The sequence below is a fragment of the Paeniglutamicibacter quisquiliarum genome (assembly GCF_019084045.1).
GTDB lineage: Bacteria > Actinomycetota > Actinomycetes > Actinomycetales > Micrococcaceae > Paeniglutamicibacter > Paeniglutamicibacter quisquiliarum.
This window is the reverse complement of record NZ_JAHRED010000007.1, coordinates 244,050-262,476: the sequence shown is the minus strand read 5'-3', so window position 1 is coordinate 262,476 and position 18,427 is coordinate 244,050. Positions and strand designations below refer to the sequence as shown.

Genomic DNA, 18,427 nt, shown 5'->3' with positions numbered 1-18,427 from the left:
AATGTGGCTCACATGAGTGAATCGATCCGCGACGCCATCGCCCCCCATGCCAAGCCCCTGAAGGGGAAGACCATCCTGATGAGCGGAGGCAGCCGCGGCATCGGGCTCGCCATCGCACTGCGGGCCGCGGCCGACGGCGCCAACGTGGCAATCATGGCCAAGACCGCCACCGAGCAGGCGAATCTCGCCGGGACCGTGTTCACGGCGGCGGAGGAAATCACGGCCGCCGGCGGCCAGGGGCTGGCCATCGTGGGGGACGTGCGCAACGACGGGGACGTGCTCGGCGCCGTGGCCAGCACCGTCGAGCGCTTCGGCGGGATCGACGTGGTGGTCAACAACGCCTCGGCCATCGACCTGTCCGCGACCCCGGACGTCTCGATGAAGAAGTACGACCTGATGATGGACATCAATGTCCGCGGCACCTTCCTGCTCTCCAAGTCCGCGCTGCCGCACCTGCGGGCCAGCGACAACGGGCACATCCTCACGCTCTCGCCCCCGCTGAACCTGGAGCCGAAGTGGGCCGGTGCCCACCTGGCCTACACCATGGCCAAGTACGGGATGAGCATGACGACCCTCGGGCTGGCCGAGGAACTGCGCGGCGCCGGCATCGGGGTGAACTCGCTGTGGCCCGCGACGCTGATCGACACCGCGGCCATCCGCAACATGCCCGGGGGAGAGCGCATGGTCAAGGCCGCGCGCTCGGCGCGCATCGTCGCCGACGCGGCCCACGCCGTCCTCACGTCCGACGCGCGGGCCTGCAGCGGAAACTTCTTCACCGACGAGGCCGTGCTGGCCGCGGCCGGCGTCACCGACTTCTCTGGCTACTCCATGGGGGCTGCCGAATCCGACCTGGTCCCGGACATCTTCCTCTAAACCCGGAGTTCGTTGGTGGCGGGAATCGATAGTCTTGGGGACATGAGCATTGAACCGAACCCCGGGCAGACCTCCACACCCGACGCTTCCATGGAGGGATCCGACGCCGGGCGCGCGCCGCTGGATGCCGCCGCGCTGCGTCGCGTGATGGCGGAGCTGGGTGCAGGCGAGCTGTGGATCAGCGAGCGGACCGGGTCGACGAACGACGACCTGGCCGCGCGCGCCCAGAAGGCCCCGCTGGGAAACCTGAGCGTGGAGACCACCGAGCACCAGGTGGCCGGGCACGGGCGCTTGGGGCGTGGCTGGCAGACGCCGGCGCGCAGCGCGCTGGCCACCAGCATCTACTTCCGCCCGGCCCCGGGGTTCGACCAGTCGGGGCTGGCCTGGCTGTCGATGCTCTGCGCCGCAGCCATGGTGCAGACGCTGCGGGAGGACGCGGGTCTGGCTGCGGGCCTGAAGTGGCCCAACGACGTGGTCGCCGGCGGAAAGAAGGTCTGCGGGGTGCTGGCGCAACTGGTCATGACGCCCCAGGGACCGGTGGTCATTGTTGGTGCCGGCCTCAACGTGAGCATGACGGCCGGCGAACTTCCGGTGGACACCGCCGCGAGCCTGGCTACCTTGGGCGCCGGCACCCTTGACCGCACGGTGCTGCTGGGCGGCTACCTGCGCCGGGTGGTGCACCTCTTCCGGACCTTTGAGCAGGCAGGCGGCAGCGCGGCGGCACGGACCGGGTATGCGCCGGTGGCGGGGGAGGGGACCGGAATCGAGGTTCTGGCGCCGGCAACGCTGCGCGAGCTGGTGCGCTCGGTCATGGTGACGATCGGGCACGAGGTCGACGCGCACCTGCCCAACGGCACGGTGCTGCGCGGCACCGCCATCGACCTGGACGCCGAAGGGTCCTTGAGTGTGCGCGAGGCGGGCGGGAAGGTCCACAGCGTGCTGGCCGGGGACGTCTTCCACCTGCGGCGCAGCGACGGCTCCTACGCCTAGCAATCCGCCGCGGGGCGCCGATGAAGCGGAGCCCATGAATGGCACATCACGCAAGGAACCGCGGTTCCGCACCCAAAACGTGGGCGCACTGGCTCTACCATTGAAGGAGCAAGACCGGCACGCACAACCGGTGTGTGGGTTGAAGGAGCCGGGACGTGAAGTTGACATTGGAGAAGCGCGAGCGAGTCATCGTCAAGACCCGCGCGCACCGACGGGTGCTCCGGGGCCCGTTCCTTCGCTTCCTGTTCCTGTTGGCGGGCAGCTGCTACCTGCTGGGCCTGCTGTTGCGCACCGACCTGCCGCCGTGGGTGGTCGAGGCCCGGCCGCTGCTGGCGGCGCTGCTTGCCGTGGTCTCCGGCGTCCTGCTGGTCATCTGGTGCCTGCGGCCCTGGATCCGCTGGGCCAACAGCTACATCTACCTGACCAGCGAGCGCATCGTCACCAAGCGCGGCCGCCGGGCCACCGGGCAACATTCGATCGGGTTGTACGCAATCCACGATATTGTTGCGGTGGTAAGGCCCAACGCGCCGGAGACCGCCCCCGGGACGCTGTCCGTCGTATTGGCCGAGCAACGCTTCAACATCCCGCACGTCCCCGCCGTGGCCCGCATGCGGGATTACTGCATCGGGGCCATCACGGCCCTTCCGAACTTCCCGCGGGTTGATGGTGTAAACATGGAAGAACGCGTTGACGGGGATCCGCCAACGAGGCCACTGAACGAATCGCACCAGCAGCAACAAAGAGAATGGACTGAGCATGAGTGAGCGGTCGCCGGCGACGGGAACCCAACCCGTCGCGCCCACCGCTGCCCGCGACGCGGCACGTGCCCAGGCCCTTCGCCACCCTTCCGATGCAGTGGACGTCCCGGCATCCGAGGCCAACGGCGCGCAGCATCCGGATGCGGCGCAGGCCGTGGAACTGGAGCCCGCGCTCGCGGACCCGCTGGGTGATCTGGTCGAGGCCATGAAGCGCCCCGAACAGGTCGACCGGACCACCCCGGGGCCCGCGCGGGACGCGATCCGCGACCTGGAGCGGCGCCTGCTGGGGGCTGACCGCACCATGCGCCGCCGAGAAATGGCCGCGGGGGCGGGGGTCTCGCTGCTCTCCGCCCGCAAGATCTGGCGCGCCCTCGGATTCCCGAATCTGGGCGACGAGGAAGTCTTCTTCACCACCGTCGACCAGGAGGCGCTGAAGTCGATCCTGGACATGGTCCGCGAGGGGACCCTGACCGAGGAAACCGCGATCTCGTTGACCCGCTCGGTCGGCCAGATGACCGACCGCATGGTGGTCTGGCAGGTCGAGGCGCTGGTCGAGGACATGGTGCAGAACCAGAAGATGAGCGACCCCGAGGCCCGCCGGAACCTGGTGAACCTGCTGCCGGAGATCATCGAGCCGCTCGAGGACCTGCTGGTCTACTCCTGGCGCCGGCAGTTGAACGCCGCGGTGCACCGGCTGGTGCTGCGCGCCGAGACCGGCCTGGCGGCCTCCGCCGAGGGCCGGGACGGCTCCGAGGACGACGCCCCGCTGCCGCTGGCACGCGCCGTCGGCTTCGCCGACCTGGTCTCCTACACCTCGCTCTCGCGCCGGATGAACGAGCGCACGCTGGCCCAGCTGGTGCAGCGCTTCGAATCCAAGTGCGCGGAGATCATCTCCATCGGTGGCGGCCGGCTGGTCAAGACCATCGGCGACGAGGTGCTCTTCGTGGCCGAGACCCCGCAGGCGGGCGCGCAGATCTCCCTGGCCATGTCCCGGGAATTCGCCGCCGATGAGCTGCTGCCCAACACGCGCGTTGCCGTGGTCTGGGGCCGCGTCCTCTCCCGCCTGGGCGACATCTACGGGCCGACGGTCAACCTTGCCGCCCGGCTGACCTCGCTGGCGGAGCCCGGCACCGTGCTGACCGACGAGCTCACCGCCTCCACCCTGGCCGGGGACGACAGGTTCGTGCTCGAGCCCCAGGAAGTCACAGCCATCCGCGGCTTCGGGGACCTGACCCCGGTGCGGCTGGCCCCGGGCACCGGATCGGGACTGGTGCTGGACTAGATGGACTTCGGATTCGGGCAGGTGCGTGCCGCGGCGGCAACCGACATCGGGCTGCGCCGCGCCGTCAACGAGGACAGCGTGCTGGACGCCGGAACCGTGTTCGCCGTGGCCGACGGCATGGGCGGGCACGAGGCCGGGGACCTGGCCTCCCGGTTGGGCATCGAGACGCTTAACGAGATCGCCGCCGGATCCCCGGACCCCGCGGATCCGGACCGGGTCCCCGCGGACACCGCGGAAAACCTGGCGTCGCTGCCGCACGCCCGGGACGTGCTTGCCCTGGTGACCCAGGCCGATGCCCGGATCCGCCGGGCCACCGGCGCCCGCGGCGGCACCACCCTGTGTGCCCTTGCCCTGGTCCGCGTCGAGGACGAGGGCGGGGCCTGGCCCGGGGACCCTGCCGGCCCGCCGCCGACGGCGCAGATGCCCACCGTGCCCAGGGCGGGATCGACCGAGGCGCTGCACCTGCCGCTGCCCGGCCTCGGTGTGCCGCGCTACCTGGACAGCATCCGTGAATCGGGCGACGTGGACCAGTCCGCCGAACACCCGGCCGAGGCCGAACCCACCACCGATGTGCTGCCGCGCGCGCAGGCCCGGGCGGTGCCGGCCGCGCCGGCCGGTGCAACGGCGATGACCGTCGCCGGAACCTCCTCGAAGGTCACCCCGATCCCCGGAGCCGGCGCCGTGGATGCCGGCGCGGAGGAGACCCCCGTGCGGCTGATGCTGCTGAACGTCGGGGATTCACGCGGCTACCGGCTGCGCGAGGGCGTGCTGACCCAGCTGACCCGCGACCACTCCGCGGTCCAGGAACTCATCGACGCCGGCATCATCACCGAGGCCGAGGCGCGCATCCACCCGCAGCGCAACCTGATCACCCGGGCGCTGGGTGCCGGCGGAAACTCGGTGCCCGACACCCAATTCCACCTGCCGCGCCCCGGGGACCGCTACCTGCTGTGCACCGACGGGCTCACCGGCGAGGTCGAGCACGCGGCCATGGAGGAGATCCTCGCCCGGACCCCCGACCGCACCGAGGCGGTGGGCCGGCTCATCGACGCCGCCCTGGCCAGCGGCGGGCGGGACAACATCTCGGTGGTCATCATCGATATCGAGGGCCCCGGCGCGTAGGCGGGCGCACCGTCGCCGCGACGCGCCACACGCGCACCGTGCCCGGACACCAACTCGGGGGTGTTCTGGGGCAAAATGGAGGGGTGATGCCCCAAGAGCCGACCCCGCAGCCCGTCAAGAACCAGCCCGTTGCCGACCGTCCGTCCCAGGACACCGAGACCCTGGCCGAGGCGCTCGACGCCGAGGCGGTGATTCCCGACGAGGCCCTGCGCGCCGAGTACCAGCAGCTCATCGACGAGGTGCGCAAGCACCGCGCCGCGTACTACAACGAGGACGCGCCGCTGATTTCCGACGCCGAGTTCGACGTGCTCTACTCCCGGCTGGAACTCCTGGAGGCGCAGCACCCGGCCATCGTCGCCAACGACTCGCCGACGCAGGAGGTCGGCGGCGAGGTCTCCGCGGCCTTCGCCGAGGTCGTGCACCTTTCCCGGATGTACTCCCTGGAGGACGTGTTCTCCCTCGAGGAGGTCACCTCCTGGGGCGAAAAGACCATGGCCAACGCCGCGCTGCGCGCGTCGGGCCACGAACTCAAGTGGCTCTGCGAGGTCAAGATCGACGGCCTGGCGGTGAACCTGCTCTACCGCAACGGCAAGCTGGTGCGCGCCGCCACCCGCGGGGACGGCACCACCGGCGAGGACGTCACGCACAACGTGCTGACCATCAAGACGATTCCCACGCAGCTGGCCGGGGACAGCTGGCCGGAGGAGGTCGAGGTACGCGGGGAGATCTTCATCCCCTCGGCCGACTTCGCCGCCTACAACGAGGCGCTCATCGAATCCGGCAAGGCCCCGCTGGCCAACCCGCGCAACGCCGCGGCCGGCTCCATCCGGCAGAAGGACCCGGCGGAGACCGCCAAGCGCCCGCTGCAGATGTTCGTCCACGGCTTCGGCGTCCGCGCGGGCCTCACCGCAGCCACCCAGTCCGAGGCCTATGCGCTCATGGCCTCCTGGGGGCTGCCGGTATCCCCGTACTCGCGCGTCGTCGACACCCTCGACGAGGTGCTGGCCTTCATCGCGGAGAACGGGGAGCACCGCCACGACCTGCTGCACGAGATCGACGGCATCGTGGTGAAGACCGACTCCTTCGAGATCCAGCGCAACCTGGGCTTCACCTCGCGCGTCCCGCGCTGGGCCGTGGCCTACAAGTACCCGCCCGAGGAGGTCAACACCAAGTTGATCGACATCCGGGTGCAGGTGGGCCGAACCGGGCGAGTGACTCCCTACGCGGTGATGGAACCGGTGCTGGTCGCCGGGTCCACCGTCAGCTTTGCGACGCTGCACAACAAGGACGTGGTCAAGGCCAAGGGCGTGCTCATCGGGGACACCGTGATCCTGCGCAAGGCCGGAGACGTGATCCCCGAGATCGTCGGGCCCGTGCTGCCGCTGCGGACGGGCAACGAGGCGAACCTGCGCGAATTCGTGATGCCCACGCACTGTCCGTCCTGCGGGACGGCGCTGGCCCCGGCCAAGGAGGGGGACGTGGACATCCGCTGCCCCAACGCCGAATCCTGCCCCGTGCAGCTCACCGAACGCGTCGCCCACCTGGGCGGGCGCGGCGCGTTCGACATCGAGGCGCTGGGCTACGAGGCGGCGCAGGCGCTGACCATCGGACCCGGCGGGGACCCGGAACAAAACGGCGGGGCCATTGTCCCGGCCGGCCCCGGCCCGCTGCGCAACGAGGCAGCGATCTTCGATCTGGCCGCCGGCAACCCGGATCCCGCGCTGCGCGAGACCCTGGCCGACGTGCAGGTGTGGCGGGAGATCCGCTCCAAGGGCGCTGGCACCGGAAAATTCCAGCTGGTCCCGTACTTCTACTCCAAGGCCACCGCCAAGAAGCCGTCGGCGCCGACAGTGACCACCAAGAAGCTGTTCGACGAGCTGGAAAAGGCCAAGACCAGGCCCCTGTGGCGGGTGCTGGTCGGACTGTCCATCCGGCACGTGGGCCCCACCGCCTCCCGCTCGCTGGCAACCCGCTACGGGTCGATGGACAAGATCATCGAGGCGCTGGAGGCCGAGGGCGCCCGCGAGGCCCTGGCCGAGGTCGACGGCGTCGGCGCGATCATCGCCGACGCGCTGATCGAGTGGTTCTCCGTGGACTGGCACCGGGACATCATTGCGGCCTGGAAGGCGGCGGGGGTGTTGATGGAGGACGAGCAGGACGAGTCGATCACCCGGCACCTGGAGGGGATGAGCATCGTGGTCACCGGCTCGCTGCCGACCTACAGCCGCGACGCGGCCAAGGAAGCGATCATCATCCGCGGCGGCAAGGCCGCCGGGTCGGTCTCCAAGAACACCGCCTACGTGGTGGCCGGCGAGGCCGCCGGCTCCAAGCTGGACAAGGCGCTCGCGCTGGGCATCCAGGTGCTCGACGAGGAAGGCTTCAAGCTGCTGCTCGACGGCGGGCCCGAGGCCGTTGAGGGCCTGCCCAACCCCGAAGCGCAGTGAACGCCGGGCGGCGGCCGGATGCCCCGGATCCGGGAAACCGCCGCCCCCTCCAGCACCCGGCGCCCAACCCGCCGGTCCCCGTCCTTCCAAGGAGCACCAGATGAGCACGAGCCCCAAGCACCTGCACCCGAGCACCGCCGAGGCCGCCTCGACCGGCCCGGTGCCCGCCGGCGATTCGGCGCTGCGCCGCCGGCTGCTGGCCGTGGCCCGCGAGGCGGCGGCCGCCGGCGCCGCAGTGCTCGCCGAACGCGGCCGCGGCAGGGTTGATGCGGACACCAAGTCCGCCGCCGGGGACTGGGTCACCGACTTCGACAGGCGCGCGGAGATCGCGGTGCGCGACGTGATCGCCGCCGCCCGCCCCAACGACGCGATCACCGGCGAGGAGTACGGGCGCACGGTGCCGGAAAACCCCTCGGGCTACCGCTGGTCGATCGACCCGCTGGACGGCACCGCCAACTTCGTGCGCGGCATCGTGTACTACTGCACCTCGGTGGCCGTCTTCGGACCGCTCGACGACGCGCCCGCCGCGCCCGCCGCCGCACCGGAGGCCGGGGGCCATTCGCTGGCCGCCGACGGGGCCGCAATGGACGCCGGCACCCACGCGTGGCTGGCCGCCGCGATCAACGCCCCGGCCCTGGGCGCCGAGTACTACGCCGCGGCCGGGGACGGCGCCTGGCTGGTCGATGCGCTGCAGCTGGCCGGGCCCGGGTCCCGGCGCGACGGCAGCCCGGCCCGCGCGCAGCGGCTGCACGGCGGCGACAGGGACGAAGCAGGCAAGCTGCTGGCCACCGGCTTCGGCTACGATGCGGACCGCCGCCAGTTCCAGGTCGGCGCGCTGCTGGGGCTGATGCCCGGCTTCGCGAACGTGCGCCGCATCGGGTCCGCCGCGCTGGACTTGTGCCTGGTGGCCGACGGCACGCTCGACGCCTATGCGGAGTACGGCACCCAGGAGTTCGACTGGGCGGCCGGCGCGCTGATCGCGGCCGAGGCCGGGCTGCCGGTGCTGCGCCCGCGCGCCAACCCCGGATGGCAGGCCGCCGGCCATCTGGACTTCGACGCGCTGCCCGCGGAGGAACCCGCGGCCGAACTGCCCGCCGGGAAGTAACGGGACCTCGTGCCCGGGATTCCCCGGGAATGTGCAGGCCCGCCGCCCGCGGCTGAACCACGCGGGCGGCGGGCCTCGTCGTCGGCCCCCGCCAGCGGGCGGAAGCCGGAGCGGCTAGATGCCGAACTGCAGGCCGGCGGCCGAATCGTCGTAGTAGGCGCGGTTCCGCAGCCCGGCCGCCGCCGCCTCGTCGAGCACCACCACGGCGTCCGGGTGCAGCTGCAGCACCGATGCGGGGCAGGCAGCCGACAGCGGTCCCTCGACGGCGGCGGCAATCGCGGCGGCCTTCCGGCTGCCGGTGGCCACCAGCACCATGCGGCGGGAATCGAGGATGGTGCCCAGCCCCTGGGTCACCGAGTGGGTGGGGACTGCGTCAAGCCCGTCGAAGAAGCGGGCGTTGTCCATGCGGGTCTGTGCGGAGAGGCGCTTGATGCGGGTGCGGCTGCGCAGCGAGGACCCCGGTTCGTTGAAGCCGATGTGGCCGTTGGTGCCGATCCCCAGGATCTGCACGTCGATGCGCGCATCGACGATGGCGGCGTCGTAGGCGGCGGCCTGTGCCCGGATCCGTTCCTCGGAATCCCCGTGGCCGTCGGGCGTGTGGAGCCGGGACTCGGGCAGCCCGATGACGTTGCACAGCTCGGTGACCAGGGTCTGGCGGTAGGACTGCTCGTGCGTGCCCTCGAGGCCGACATATTCATCCAGCGCGAAGGCGGTGGTCTTGCCGAAGTCGGCATCGCCGCGCCCGACGGCCCGGGCCAGCTCGGCGTAGAGTCCCAGCGGGGTGGACCCGGTGGCTACGCCCAGGACCGGATCCCCCGTGACACGGGTGCGCAGCCCATCGATCACCGCCTTGGCAGCGAACCTGGCGGCCTCTTCGGCGTTGGCGGCGATCAAAACTTCCATCGGTGTTCCTTTGCGGTGGTGCGGGCGGGCCGCGGCGGGGCCACGGCATCAGGACAGCTTAACCCTCCGGCGGGAGGGACCCCTAAACCGCTTGCGGGTGCATCCGGGCGCGGCGGGGGCGCCGGTTGCGGTGCCCGAAACGCCGCGGGCGCAGGCACCGGGGCCGGACGATGACCGGGAGCGGCCCGGAGCGGGAGGCCCCGCAGGTTCCGCTCCACAGGTGGTGAGGTTGGCAACACGGGACGGGTGCGCGCCGCACCGGCTGGCACACTTGAAGGTGATGACTACAGCAACCCTCGCCCCCGCCAGCACCGTGTTGATCCGCCCGGCCACCGAAGCCGACTACCGGCACATCGCGCGGATCACCGTGGATTCCTACCTGCACGCCGGGCACTTCGCGGACCCGGAGCACGAGTACCTGCAGTTCGTCCAGCAGGTCGCGGCGCGCCATGCGGTCTCCGAGATCCTGGTGGCCGAGCGCGACGGCGCGGTCATCGGGTCTGTCACGCTGGTGCGCGCGGGCACCGAATACGCGGACATCGCCCGGGACGGCGAGCTGGAATTCCGGATGCTGGTGGTGGACCCCGCCGTGCAGCGTTCGGGCGCCGGCCGCGCCCTGCTCAACGCCGTGGTTGCCCGGGCCCGCGAGCTCGAGGACGTGCACACCGTCTCGCTGACCACCGGAGGCCACTGGGTTGGCGCCCGCGCTCTCTATGAGGCCGACGGCTTCGTGCATGCCCCCGAGCGTGACTGGTACGTCCCGAACACCGAAATCGTGTTGGTGGTCTACACCCTCGCGCTCTAGCGTTCCCCGCTTTCGGGCCTCCCCGCCTGCACCAGCCCGCAGGCCGGCGCAAAGCGAAGGGGTGATTGGCCGGGTCCAGGCTCCCGCACCGCGAATTGTTTCGCGGCGCGGGAGCCTGCTGCGTGTGGCCCATGACGTGGTTTTCGGTGGCCCACATGGGCCGATTGGATATGGTGGGTGTCAGGTCCGGGGTGCCGCCGCTGGTGCGGACGGGATTCCGGGCCGCTTCCATCCGTCGACGTCGTGCAGGAGAGCATCATGAGCGAGATTTTTGCCACCACCATGGTTCCCACCAAGAAGGAGCTCATCGGTGCGTGGCTGCCGCTCCAGCCGTGGTTCGCCGGTGACCGGGAGCCGGTGCTGGAAACCGTCGGCGGCTTCCGGCTCGATGACCCCGCCGGCGAGGTCGGCATGGAGTTCATCATCGTCACGGACACCGCATCGCCGGAGCCCGTGACCTATCACGTGCCGCTGTCCTATCGCGGGGCCCCGCTGCCCGGCGGCGAGTCCTTCCTGCTGGGCACCAGCGAACACGGCGTGCTGGGAAAGCGCTGGATCTACGACGGGGAAGGGGACCTGGTGTGGCAGGCACAGGTGCGGGCCCTGCTGGCGGGTGACGTGGAGGCGCAGCACCAGAACATTTCCCACACCCTTGAGCCGCTGGTCGGGGTGCATCCTGCGGCCCCGGAACCCGGCGCCGGCGCCCGGCACGGGGACCGGGAAATTGCGGTGATCCGTCGCCCGGTTGCCGGGGCGTCGGGCGCGTCGGGCGCCGCCGCGTGGATCGGGTCTCCGTGGAGCGCCGCCGGGCAGGCCGTCAGCGGGGCCGTCATCGAATTTTCCTAGGTTGCTGGTGCCCGGACCCCGGGGGCGACCGGGGTCCGGATGGCCTTGGCGGGGGCCTGCCGGAAGCGATCCGCGAGGGCCGGGCGTACTAGACTAGGGGGGAAACCCCATCCGCCCACCTAGGGAGATACATGTCTGCCATCAGCCGTGAGGACGTTGCGCATTTGGCGCAGCTGGCCCACATCGAGATGAGCGATGCCGAGCTGGACAAAATGACCGGCGAACTCGGTGTCATTGTCGATTCAATCGCGTCGGTCTCAGAGGCCGCCTCGGCCGATATCCCGGCCACCACGCACCCCATTGCCCTGTCGAACGTGTTCCGCGAGGACGTCGTGGGAACGACGCTCACCGCCGAGGAAGCGCTGATGAACGCACCTGACTCCGTCGACACCCGCTTCAAGGTGCCGGCCATTTTGGATGGAGAGTAATTCATGAACGAGATTATTCACCTTTCCGCCACCGAGCTCGCAGCCAAGCTGCGCGCCGGCGAAATCACCTCCGTCGCGGCCGTCCAGGCACACCTGGACCGCATTGCCGAGGTTGACGGCGGGGAGCGCGGCGTCAACGCCTTCCTGCACGTGAACACCGAAGAGGCCCTTGCGGTTGCCGCCGAGGTCGACGCGATCCGCGCCGCCGGCGGAGCCGACGCGCAGGCGCTGCACCCGTTCGCCGGCGTGCCGATCGCCATCAAGGACCTCATCGTCACCAAGGGCCAGCCGACCACCGCGGCCTCGAAGATGCTTGAAGGCTGGATGAGCCCGTACGACGCGACCGTGATCGAAAAGATCCGCGCCGCGAAGCTGCCGATGCTCGGCAAGACCAACCTGGACGAGTTCGCGATGGGTTCCTCCACCGAGCACTCCGCCTACGGCCCGACCCGCAACCCGTGGGACCTGGACCGGATCCCCGGAGGCTCCGGCGGCGGTTCCGCCGCGGCCGTGGCCGCCTTCGAGGCGCCGCTGGCCCTGGGCACCGACACCGGCGGCTCGATCCGCCAGCCCGGCGCCGTCACCGGCACCGTCGGCGTGAAGCCGACCTACGGCGGGGTCTCGCGCTACGGCGCCATCGCCATGGCCTCCTCGCTGGACCAGATCGGCCCGGTCACCCGGACCGTGCTTGACTCCGCGTACCTGCACGAGCTGATCGGCGGGCACGACGCCGCCGACTCCACCTCGCTGAACGAGCCGGTGCCGGCACTCATCGCCGCCGCCGAGCAGGGCGCCTCCGGCGACATGACCGGGGTGCGCGTGGGCGTCATCAAGGAGCTGCAGGGCGAGGGCTACGAGGCCGGAGTCCAGGCCCGCTTCGACGAGTCGCTCGAGGCGCTGCGCGCCGCGGGTGCCGAGATCGTCGAGGTTTCCTGCCCGAACTTCAAGTACGCGCTGGGCGCCTACTACCTGATCATGCCCTCGGAGGTCTCCTCCAACCTGGCGAAGTTCGACGGCGTGCGCTTTGGCACCCGCGTGCTGCCCGCGGAGGGACCGCTGACCATCGAACGCGTCATGGGTGCCACCCGTGCCGCCGGCTTCGGCGACGAGGTCAAGCGCCGCATCATCCTGGGCACCTACGCGCTTTCCGCCGGGTACTACGACGCCTACTACGGCTCGGCGCAGAAGGTCCGCACGCTGATCCAGCGCGACTTCGACGCCGCGTTCGCGCAGGCCGACGTGCTGATCTCCCCGACGTCCCCGACCGTCGCCTTCGAGCTGGGCTCCAAGACCGACGACCCGCTGGCGATGTACCTCAACGACGTTGCCACCATCCCGGCGAACATGGCCGGCATCCCGGGCATCACCGTTCCCGGTGGCCTGTCCGAGGGCCTGCCGGTAGGCATCCAGTTCCTGGCACCTGCCCGCGAGGACGCCCGCCTGTACCGTGCCGGTGCGGCACTTGAAAAACTGCTGGAAGACAAGTGGGGTGGCCGGTTGATCGACCAGGCCCCCGAGCTGTCCGCCGCCACCACTGGAGGGGTTTCCTAACATGGCTTCGTACACCGATGAACTGGTCGACTTCGACGTCGCACTGGAAAAATACGACCCGGTACTGGGCTTCGAGGTCCACGTCGAGCTGAACACCAAGACGAAGATGTTCTCCTCGGCGCCGAACGTGTTCGGCGATGTGCCCAACACCAACGTGACCCCGGTCTGCCTGGGCCTGCCCGGCGTGCTGCCGGTGGTCAACAAGACCGCCGTGGAATACGCGATCATGATAGGCCTGGCGCTGAACTGCAAGATCGCCGAGCGTTGTGGTTTCGCGCGGAAGAACTACTTCTACCCGGACACCCCGAAGAACTTCCAGACCTCCCAGTACGACGACCCGATCGCCTACGACGGCTGGCTGGACATCGAGCTGTCCGACGGCGAGGTCTTCCGCGTGGAGATCGAGCGCGCGCACATGGAGGAGGACGCCGGAAAGCTCACCCACATGGGCGGGGCCACCGGCCGCATCCAGGGCGCGGACTACTCGCTGGTGGACTACAACCGCTCCGGCGTCCCGCTGGTCGAGATCGTCACCAAGACCATCGAGGGTGCCGGCAAGCGCGCCCCCGAACTGGCCAAGGCCTACGTCGCGGCGATCCGCGAGATCGTCAAGGCGCTGGATGTCTCCGACGCGAAGATGGAACGCGGCAACGTGCGTTGCGACGCCAACGTCTCGCTGATGCTCAAGGGTGCCGAGAAGTTCGGCACGCGCACCGAGACCAAGAACGTGAACTCGCTGCGTGCGGTCGAGCACGCGGTGCGCTTCGAGATCGAGCGCCACGCGGCGGTGCTGAACTCGGGTGCGGCCATCGTGCAGGAAACCCGCCACTGGCACGAGGACACCCGCACCACGACCTCGGGCCGCCCGAAGTCCGACGCGGACGACTACCGCTACTTCCCGGAGCCGGACCTGGTTCCCGTCGTCACCACCCCCGAGTGGATCGAGGAGCTGCGCGCCCGCCTGCCCGAGCCGCCGGCCGAGCGCCGCAAGCGCCTCCAGGCCGACTGGGGCTACTCGGATGCCGAGTTCCGCGACGTCGTCAACGCCGGTGTCACCGAGGCAATCGAGGAAACCATTGCAGCGGGAACGACCGCCGCGGTGGCACGCAAGTGGTGGATGGGCGAGATTGCACGCCTGGCCAAGAACGCCGACAAGGACGTCACCGACATGGGCGTCGAACCTGCAACGATCGTTGAGCTGAACTCGCTGATCGAGGGCAAGAAGATCAACGACAAGATCGCCCGCCAGGTGCTCGAGTTCGTGGTCGCCGGCGAGGGAACCCCGTCCCAGATCGTCGAGAAGCGGTCGCTGGCCGTGGTGAACGACGATTCGGCACTGGGTGCCGCAATCGATGCCGCCATGGAGGCCATGCCCGACGTGGTCGCCAAGGTCAAGGGCGGCAAGCTGCAGGCCATCGGCGCCCTGATGGGGCCGGTCATGAAGGCCACCCGCGGACAGGCCGACGCCGGCCGCGTGCGCGAATTGGTGCTGGAGAAGCTGGGCATCGAGGGCTAGTTCCCCGCTTGCCGCTTCAGGCGAAGTCGAGCCCCGGTCACCCACAGTGTGGGGGCCGGGGCTCGACTTCGTTTAACCGTGGTCCCTGCCAGGCACCGCGATCCGGGCTCAGAACAGCGGCGGGGTGTTGGGTGATTGTCGCCAGTAGGTGCTGCGCCGGGGTTTCTGTTCCGGGTCAAGGTACGTGGGCAGGATGACGGAGAACAGGCCGTCGGCATCGCGGATCACGGTGAGCTGTCCCGTGTGCCTGGCATGGTGGTGCCCGGAACACAATGGCCGCCCGTCATTGATCCTGGTTGTTCCTCCCTTGGCCCATTCGTCGTCATGGTCGATCTCGCAATGCTCCGGTGGCACAGTGCACCCGGGGAAGATGCACCCGCCGTAGATGGCGAGGATTGCCTTGCGCATGTAGTCGGGGAAGTAACGCTGCTCGGTGCCCAGATCCAGGATCCGGCCTTCCCCGTTCATCGTGATGGGGATCGCCCCGCCAATGCACAGGGCATGCCGGAGTTCGGCCGGGGTGCATTTCTGCCCGTGCAGCGTGAGACCGGATTGCGCCGCCCTGCCCTCGAGCTCGTCCAGCGTCGTGATGATGAATATTTCAGGTGAGGGAAGTCCCGCGGTCTTGGTTCCGTTGGTTGGTCTGCCGTTGGTCTTGATCAGGTTCATCAGGCCCTGGAGATGCCGCTGCGGCGGGGTGAGGCCGTCGGAGCCATATTCGGTGTTGTTCATGGCTTCGAGGATGTTGGCCTCCGTCGGCAACGGATCCAGGGTGAGCTTGCTGGCTTCGGCGGGGTCGGTCAGCGGGAGGCCGGTCGCGGGATCGAGAAGGAAGTCGGGGAAGTCCGGGAGCGAAGGTGCAGTGCCGGGTTGCGTGCGGCTTCCGTCCTTGGGGGTGGCTGCGGCTGTTTCGTTGGAACCGTTGGAACCGTTGGAGGCGTCGGCGCCGTACCATGCGTTGCTTGCCTGCTGGGCAAGTGCGTCGCGGTTTCCCGCCTTGGTGCGAGGGTTGTCCATTTGGGCAAAGAGCGCTAGCAGGGCCTCGGCGTCGGCCGCCCGGACGCGCAGCAGGAACTCGGCGATCCCGGCGTTGGTGCCGCGGTAGAACGCGCCGAGCTTGGCGCGCAGCACTTCCTCGGAAGGTTCCTTGACGCCCCCGGCGAGCGAGACCCCGATGGTGCCGAACAATTTGTTGGTGGTGCGGGGGTCTTCCTCCCGGACGGAGTCGGCGACCTGGGCCTCAAGCCGGGAGGCAAGTTCCTCGGGATTCGGGTATTGCTTGATCTCCGGCTGCAACCGCTCAAGTTTCCTGGCGGCCTCGGCAAGCTGCTGGGGCGAGGCCTTGCCGCCCGCGAGCGCCTCGGCCAGCAACGGGAATTTCGGGGGCTGCTCGATGCCGTGGACATCGGTGTGCGGGAAGAGCCGGGAGGCGGCCCGCACACGGTCCCGGGCCTCGATGAAGCCGATGCGGAAGGAGTGCTGCAGGAACTCGGTGGTGTCCTTGAAGGTGGGCCGTCCCTTGGGCGGCGTGGCGGGCGCTTCGGGAAGGGCCATGTCTCCGTCGATGTAGGCGTCGGGATCCGCGAGGCAGCGATTGATCCCGAGCAGCGTGTCCTCGGGCAGTTCGTTGACCAGGGTGCGCTGAGCCAGGTCGGTGGCCGAGAGCTGGGCAAAGCCGGTGGCGCGGTGGGCGCGTTCGACCAGCTGGACGAAGTAGGCGGCGTCCGCAGGCGAGTTCGTGTGCCGGGGGATGCGCGGTCCCAGCTCCTCGAGCCCCCGAACCAGGGCGGTGTAGGCGCGCAGCTCATCGTCCGGGGTCACTGGGTACCTCGGATCCTCGCGGTCCCCCGCGAGCAGGGCGATGGCTGCTGCCGTGGTCATGGTCCAAGCATGCGCCGCCGCACACGGTTGCGGGGCTCGGTGCGCGGGGATGTGGACAACGCGGATGGAACAGGCGGTGGCTCTTGACAGGCAAGCGTGGGCTTGCCTTAATGGTGGTGTGGAAGAGCTGTTGAAGGCGCTGGCGGACCCGACCCGGGCGGTGATCCTGGACGAGCTGGTGGAGCGCACCGGGCAGACGCTCTTTGAGATCTGCAACCGGTTGTCCTCGCGGCACGGCATCAACCCGAGCCGGCAGGCGATTTCGCAGCACCTGGCGGTGCTTGAGTCGGCGGGGCTGGTGCGCAGCGAGCGCTCGGGCCGCTTCAAGTTCCACTACGTGGACACCGCGCCGTTGCGCCGGATCGCCGAGCGCTGGCCGGAGGCGGGCCGGCAGGACACGGCCGCGTCAACGGCTGCGCCGGAGGCCGGGCGGCCGTCCACCGCGAATGAAACCGAAGCCATGGGCGGCACCGCCGGCCCGGGCGCGCCGCGCACGGGCACTTCGCCATCGTCGGAAGGGAAGAAACCATGAGGATCAATCTTGCCAGCGTGCTGGTCAGCGACCAGGCCAAGGCGCTGGAGTTCTACACGGCCACGCTGGGGTTCGTGAAGAAGACCGAGGTCCCGATGGGCGAGTTCTCCTGGCTGACCGTCGTCTCGCCGGAGGACCCCGACGGGGTTGAGCTGGTGCTGGAGCCGGCCAGCCACCCGGCCGTGAAGCCGTTCCGCGACGCGCTGGTGGCCGACGGGATCCCGTTCACCTCCTTCGCGGTCGCCGACGTGCAGGCCGAGTACGACCGGCTGGTGGGCCTGGGCGTCGAGTTCACCCAGCCGCCGACGGCCATGGGGCCGGTGACCACCGCAGTGTTCGACGACACCTGCGGGAACCTGATCCAGATCGCGGCGATGAACGAGGAGGCGTGAGCCGCACGCCCCGGCCCGCGGCCGACGTGCGCGTGGATCCGGAGCTGGTCCGCGCGCTGGTCCGCGGGCAGTTCCCCCAGCTGGCGGGGCTGGAGGTCAGGTTCGCCGACGACGGCTGGGACAACGCGATCTACCGGCTGGGACCCGATCTTGCCGTGCGCCTGCCGCGCCGGGACCTGGCCCATGCGCTGCTGCTCAACGAGATCCGCTGGCTGCCGTTCTTGGCGCCCCGCTTGCCGCTGCAGGTGCCCGTCCCGCTGCATCGGGGCAAGCCGGGGGAGGGCTACCCGTACCACTGGGTGGTCGTGCCCTGGCTGTCCGGGCGCAGCGCGGCGACGGTGCCGGCGCAGGTCCGCGACGACTACGCCCCGGCGCTGGCCGCGTTCTTCCGGGCACTGCATGTGCCGGCCCCGGCCGATGCCCCGCGCAATGCGGTGCGCGGGGTGCCGCTGCGGGAGCGGGACGAGGCCGTGAGGTCGCGCCTCCAGGCGGTGCCCGCCCCGGAACGCGGGGCACTGCTGTCCATCTGGGAACAGGGGCTCGCCGCGGATGGGCACGTCGGTGCGCGCCTGTGGCTGCACGGGGATCCGCACCCGCACAACATGCTCGTGCGTGACGAGGCTGCCGGCGGCGAAGGCCGACCGGCGGAGCGGCTCGGTGCGGTGATCGACTTCGGGGACCTGACCGCGGGGGACCCGGCCAGCGACCTGGCGGTGGCGTGGCTGCACTTCACGCCGCGGGGACGCGCGGAATTCCGGGAACGGCTCGAGGGCCACCGGCTGTATTCGCCCGGAACGTGGATCCGCGCCCGGGCGTGGGCGGCGAACTACGCGGCGCTGATGTCCGGGCTGCCGCAGGACGATCCGCTGCACGGGGTCGGCGCCCACGGGATCGACCATCTGCTTTCCGATTCCTAGGCGGGCCGGGTTCCGCAGGTGACCTCGGGGTTCACGATGCGCGGAAAATTCGGATTCGGCGGATTCGCTGGGTAAGGTCGGA

General features: G+C 70.0%; 17 protein-coding genes. 15 read left to right on the top strand and 2 right to left on the bottom strand.

Features of this window, described 5'->3' with window-relative positions; translation table 11 throughout:
* The first annotated feature begins 12 nt into the window (after nt 1–12).
* The 7 genes from KRR55_RS14225 to KRR55_RS14195 all read left to right on the top strand — a co-directional run bounded on the left by KRR55_RS14225 (nt 13) and on the right by KRR55_RS14195 (nt 8,574).
* Nucleotides 13–873 carry an SDR family oxidoreductase gene (locus KRR55_RS14225; RefSeq protein ID WP_217389758.1) on the top strand — a complete coding sequence of 287 codons (861 nt, stop codon included), beginning with the start codon at nt 13–15 and terminating at the stop codon, nt 871–873.
* Between the two features lie 42 nt (nt 874–915).
* Nucleotides 916–1,863 (top strand): biotin--[acetyl-CoA-carboxylase] ligase, encoded by a 948-nt coding sequence (locus tag KRR55_RS14220; RefSeq protein ID WP_217389757.1) that lies wholly within the window; start codon nt 916–918, stop codon nt 1,861–1,863.
* Between the two features lie 155 nt (nt 1,864–2,018).
* Nucleotides 2,019–2,627, top strand: a complete 609-nt coding sequence (locus KRR55_RS14215; RefSeq protein ID WP_217389756.1) for a hypothetical protein — start codon at nt 2,019–2,021, stop codon at nt 2,625–2,627.
* Complete coding sequence (locus tag KRR55_RS14210; protein ID WP_217389755.1) at nt 2,620–3,903, top strand: adenylate/guanylate cyclase domain-containing protein; 1,284 nt, start codon at nt 2,620–2,622, stop codon at nt 3,901–3,903. Before KRR55_RS14215 ends, KRR55_RS14210 begins: the two co-directional genes overlap by 8 nt.
* The gene (locus KRR55_RS14205; protein ID WP_217389754.1) at nt 3,904–5,025 is read left to right on the top strand and encodes a PP2C family protein-serine/threonine phosphatase; all 1,122 of its coding nucleotides are present in this window, start codon (nt 3,904–3,906) and stop codon (nt 5,023–5,025) included.
* 86 nt (nt 5,026–5,111) lie between these two features.
* Nucleotides 5,112–7,469 (top strand): NAD-dependent DNA ligase LigA, encoded by a 2,358-nt coding sequence (ligA, locus tag KRR55_RS14200; protein ID WP_217389753.1) that lies wholly within the window; start codon nt 5,112–5,114, stop codon nt 7,467–7,469.
* A gap of 100 nt (nt 7,470–7,569) precedes the next feature.
* Nucleotides 7,570–8,574: an inositol monophosphatase family protein gene (locus tag KRR55_RS14195; RefSeq protein ID WP_217389752.1), complete on the top strand. Its 1,005-nt coding sequence runs from the start codon at nt 7,570–7,572 to the stop codon at nt 8,572–8,574.
* A gap of 114 nt (nt 8,575–8,688) precedes the next feature.
* Here KRR55_RS14195 and KRR55_RS14190 read toward each other — a convergent pair whose 3' ends face one another.
* Entirely contained in the window at nt 8,689–9,477 is a 789-nt protein-coding gene (locus tag KRR55_RS14190; RefSeq protein WP_217389751.1) for a glucosamine-6-phosphate deaminase, read from the bottom strand.
* A 280-nt stretch (nt 9,478–9,757) separates the two neighbouring features.
* Between KRR55_RS14190 and KRR55_RS14185 the strand changes: the two genes are divergently transcribed.
* The 5 genes from KRR55_RS14185 to gatB all read left to right on the top strand — a co-directional run bounded on the left by KRR55_RS14185 (nt 9,758) and on the right by gatB (nt 14,623).
* Nucleotides 9,758–10,282, top strand: a complete 525-nt coding sequence (locus KRR55_RS14185; protein WP_217389750.1) for a GNAT family N-acetyltransferase — start codon at nt 9,758–9,760, stop codon at nt 10,280–10,282.
* A gap of 258 nt (nt 10,283–10,540) precedes the next feature.
* On the top strand, nt 10,541–11,128 hold the full coding sequence (locus KRR55_RS14180; protein WP_217389749.1) for a maltokinase N-terminal cap-like domain-containing protein: 588 nt from the start codon (nt 10,541–10,543) through the stop codon (nt 11,126–11,128).
* Between the two features lie 131 nt (nt 11,129–11,259).
* The gene (gatC, locus tag KRR55_RS14175) at nt 11,260–11,556 is read left to right on the top strand and encodes an Asp-tRNA(Asn)/Glu-tRNA(Gln) amidotransferase subunit GatC (protein ID WP_217389748.1); all 297 of its coding nucleotides are present in this window, start codon (nt 11,260–11,262) and stop codon (nt 11,554–11,556) included.
* Between the two features lie 3 nt (nt 11,557–11,559).
* Entirely contained in the window at nt 11,560–13,107 is a 1,548-nt protein-coding gene (gene gatA / locus KRR55_RS14170; RefSeq protein ID WP_217389747.1) for an Asp-tRNA(Asn)/Glu-tRNA(Gln) amidotransferase subunit GatA, read from the top strand.
* A 1-nt stretch (nt 13,108) separates the two neighbouring features.
* Entirely contained in the window at nt 13,109–14,623 is a 1,515-nt protein-coding gene (gene gatB, locus KRR55_RS14165) for an Asp-tRNA(Asn)/Glu-tRNA(Gln) amidotransferase subunit GatB (RefSeq protein ID WP_217389746.1), read from the top strand.
* 108 nt (nt 14,624–14,731) lie between these two features.
* On the opposite strand, the gene KRR55_RS14160 is transcribed toward gatB, so the two are convergent.
* Nucleotides 14,732–16,504, bottom strand: coding sequence for an HNH endonuclease signature motif containing protein (locus KRR55_RS14160; protein ID WP_217389745.1), 1,773 nt, complete (start codon nt 16,502–16,504; stop codon nt 14,732–14,734).
* 118 nt (nt 16,505–16,622) lie between these two features.
* On the opposite strand from KRR55_RS14160, the gene KRR55_RS14155 reads away from it, so the two are divergent.
* Genes KRR55_RS14155 through KRR55_RS14145 form a run of 3 tightly spaced genes read left to right on the top strand, consistent with a single transcriptional unit; the run spans nt 16,623 to nt 18,345 of the window.
* Nucleotides 16,623–17,036, top strand: coding sequence for an ArsR/SmtB family transcription factor (locus KRR55_RS14155; RefSeq protein WP_217389744.1), 414 nt, complete (start codon nt 16,623–16,625; stop codon nt 17,034–17,036).
* Nucleotides 17,033–17,428: a VOC family protein gene (locus KRR55_RS14150; protein ID WP_217389743.1), complete on the top strand. Its 396-nt coding sequence runs from the start codon at nt 17,033–17,035 to the stop codon at nt 17,426–17,428. The genes KRR55_RS14155 and KRR55_RS14150 overlap by 4 nt, the downstream gene beginning before the upstream one ends.
* Nucleotides 17,425–18,345 carry an aminoglycoside phosphotransferase family protein gene (locus KRR55_RS14145; RefSeq protein ID WP_217389742.1) on the top strand — a complete coding sequence of 307 codons (921 nt, stop codon included), beginning with the start codon at nt 17,425–17,427 and terminating at the stop codon, nt 18,343–18,345. The genes KRR55_RS14150 and KRR55_RS14145 overlap by 4 nt, the downstream gene beginning before the upstream one ends.
* Nucleotides 18,346–18,427 lie beyond the last annotated feature (82 nt).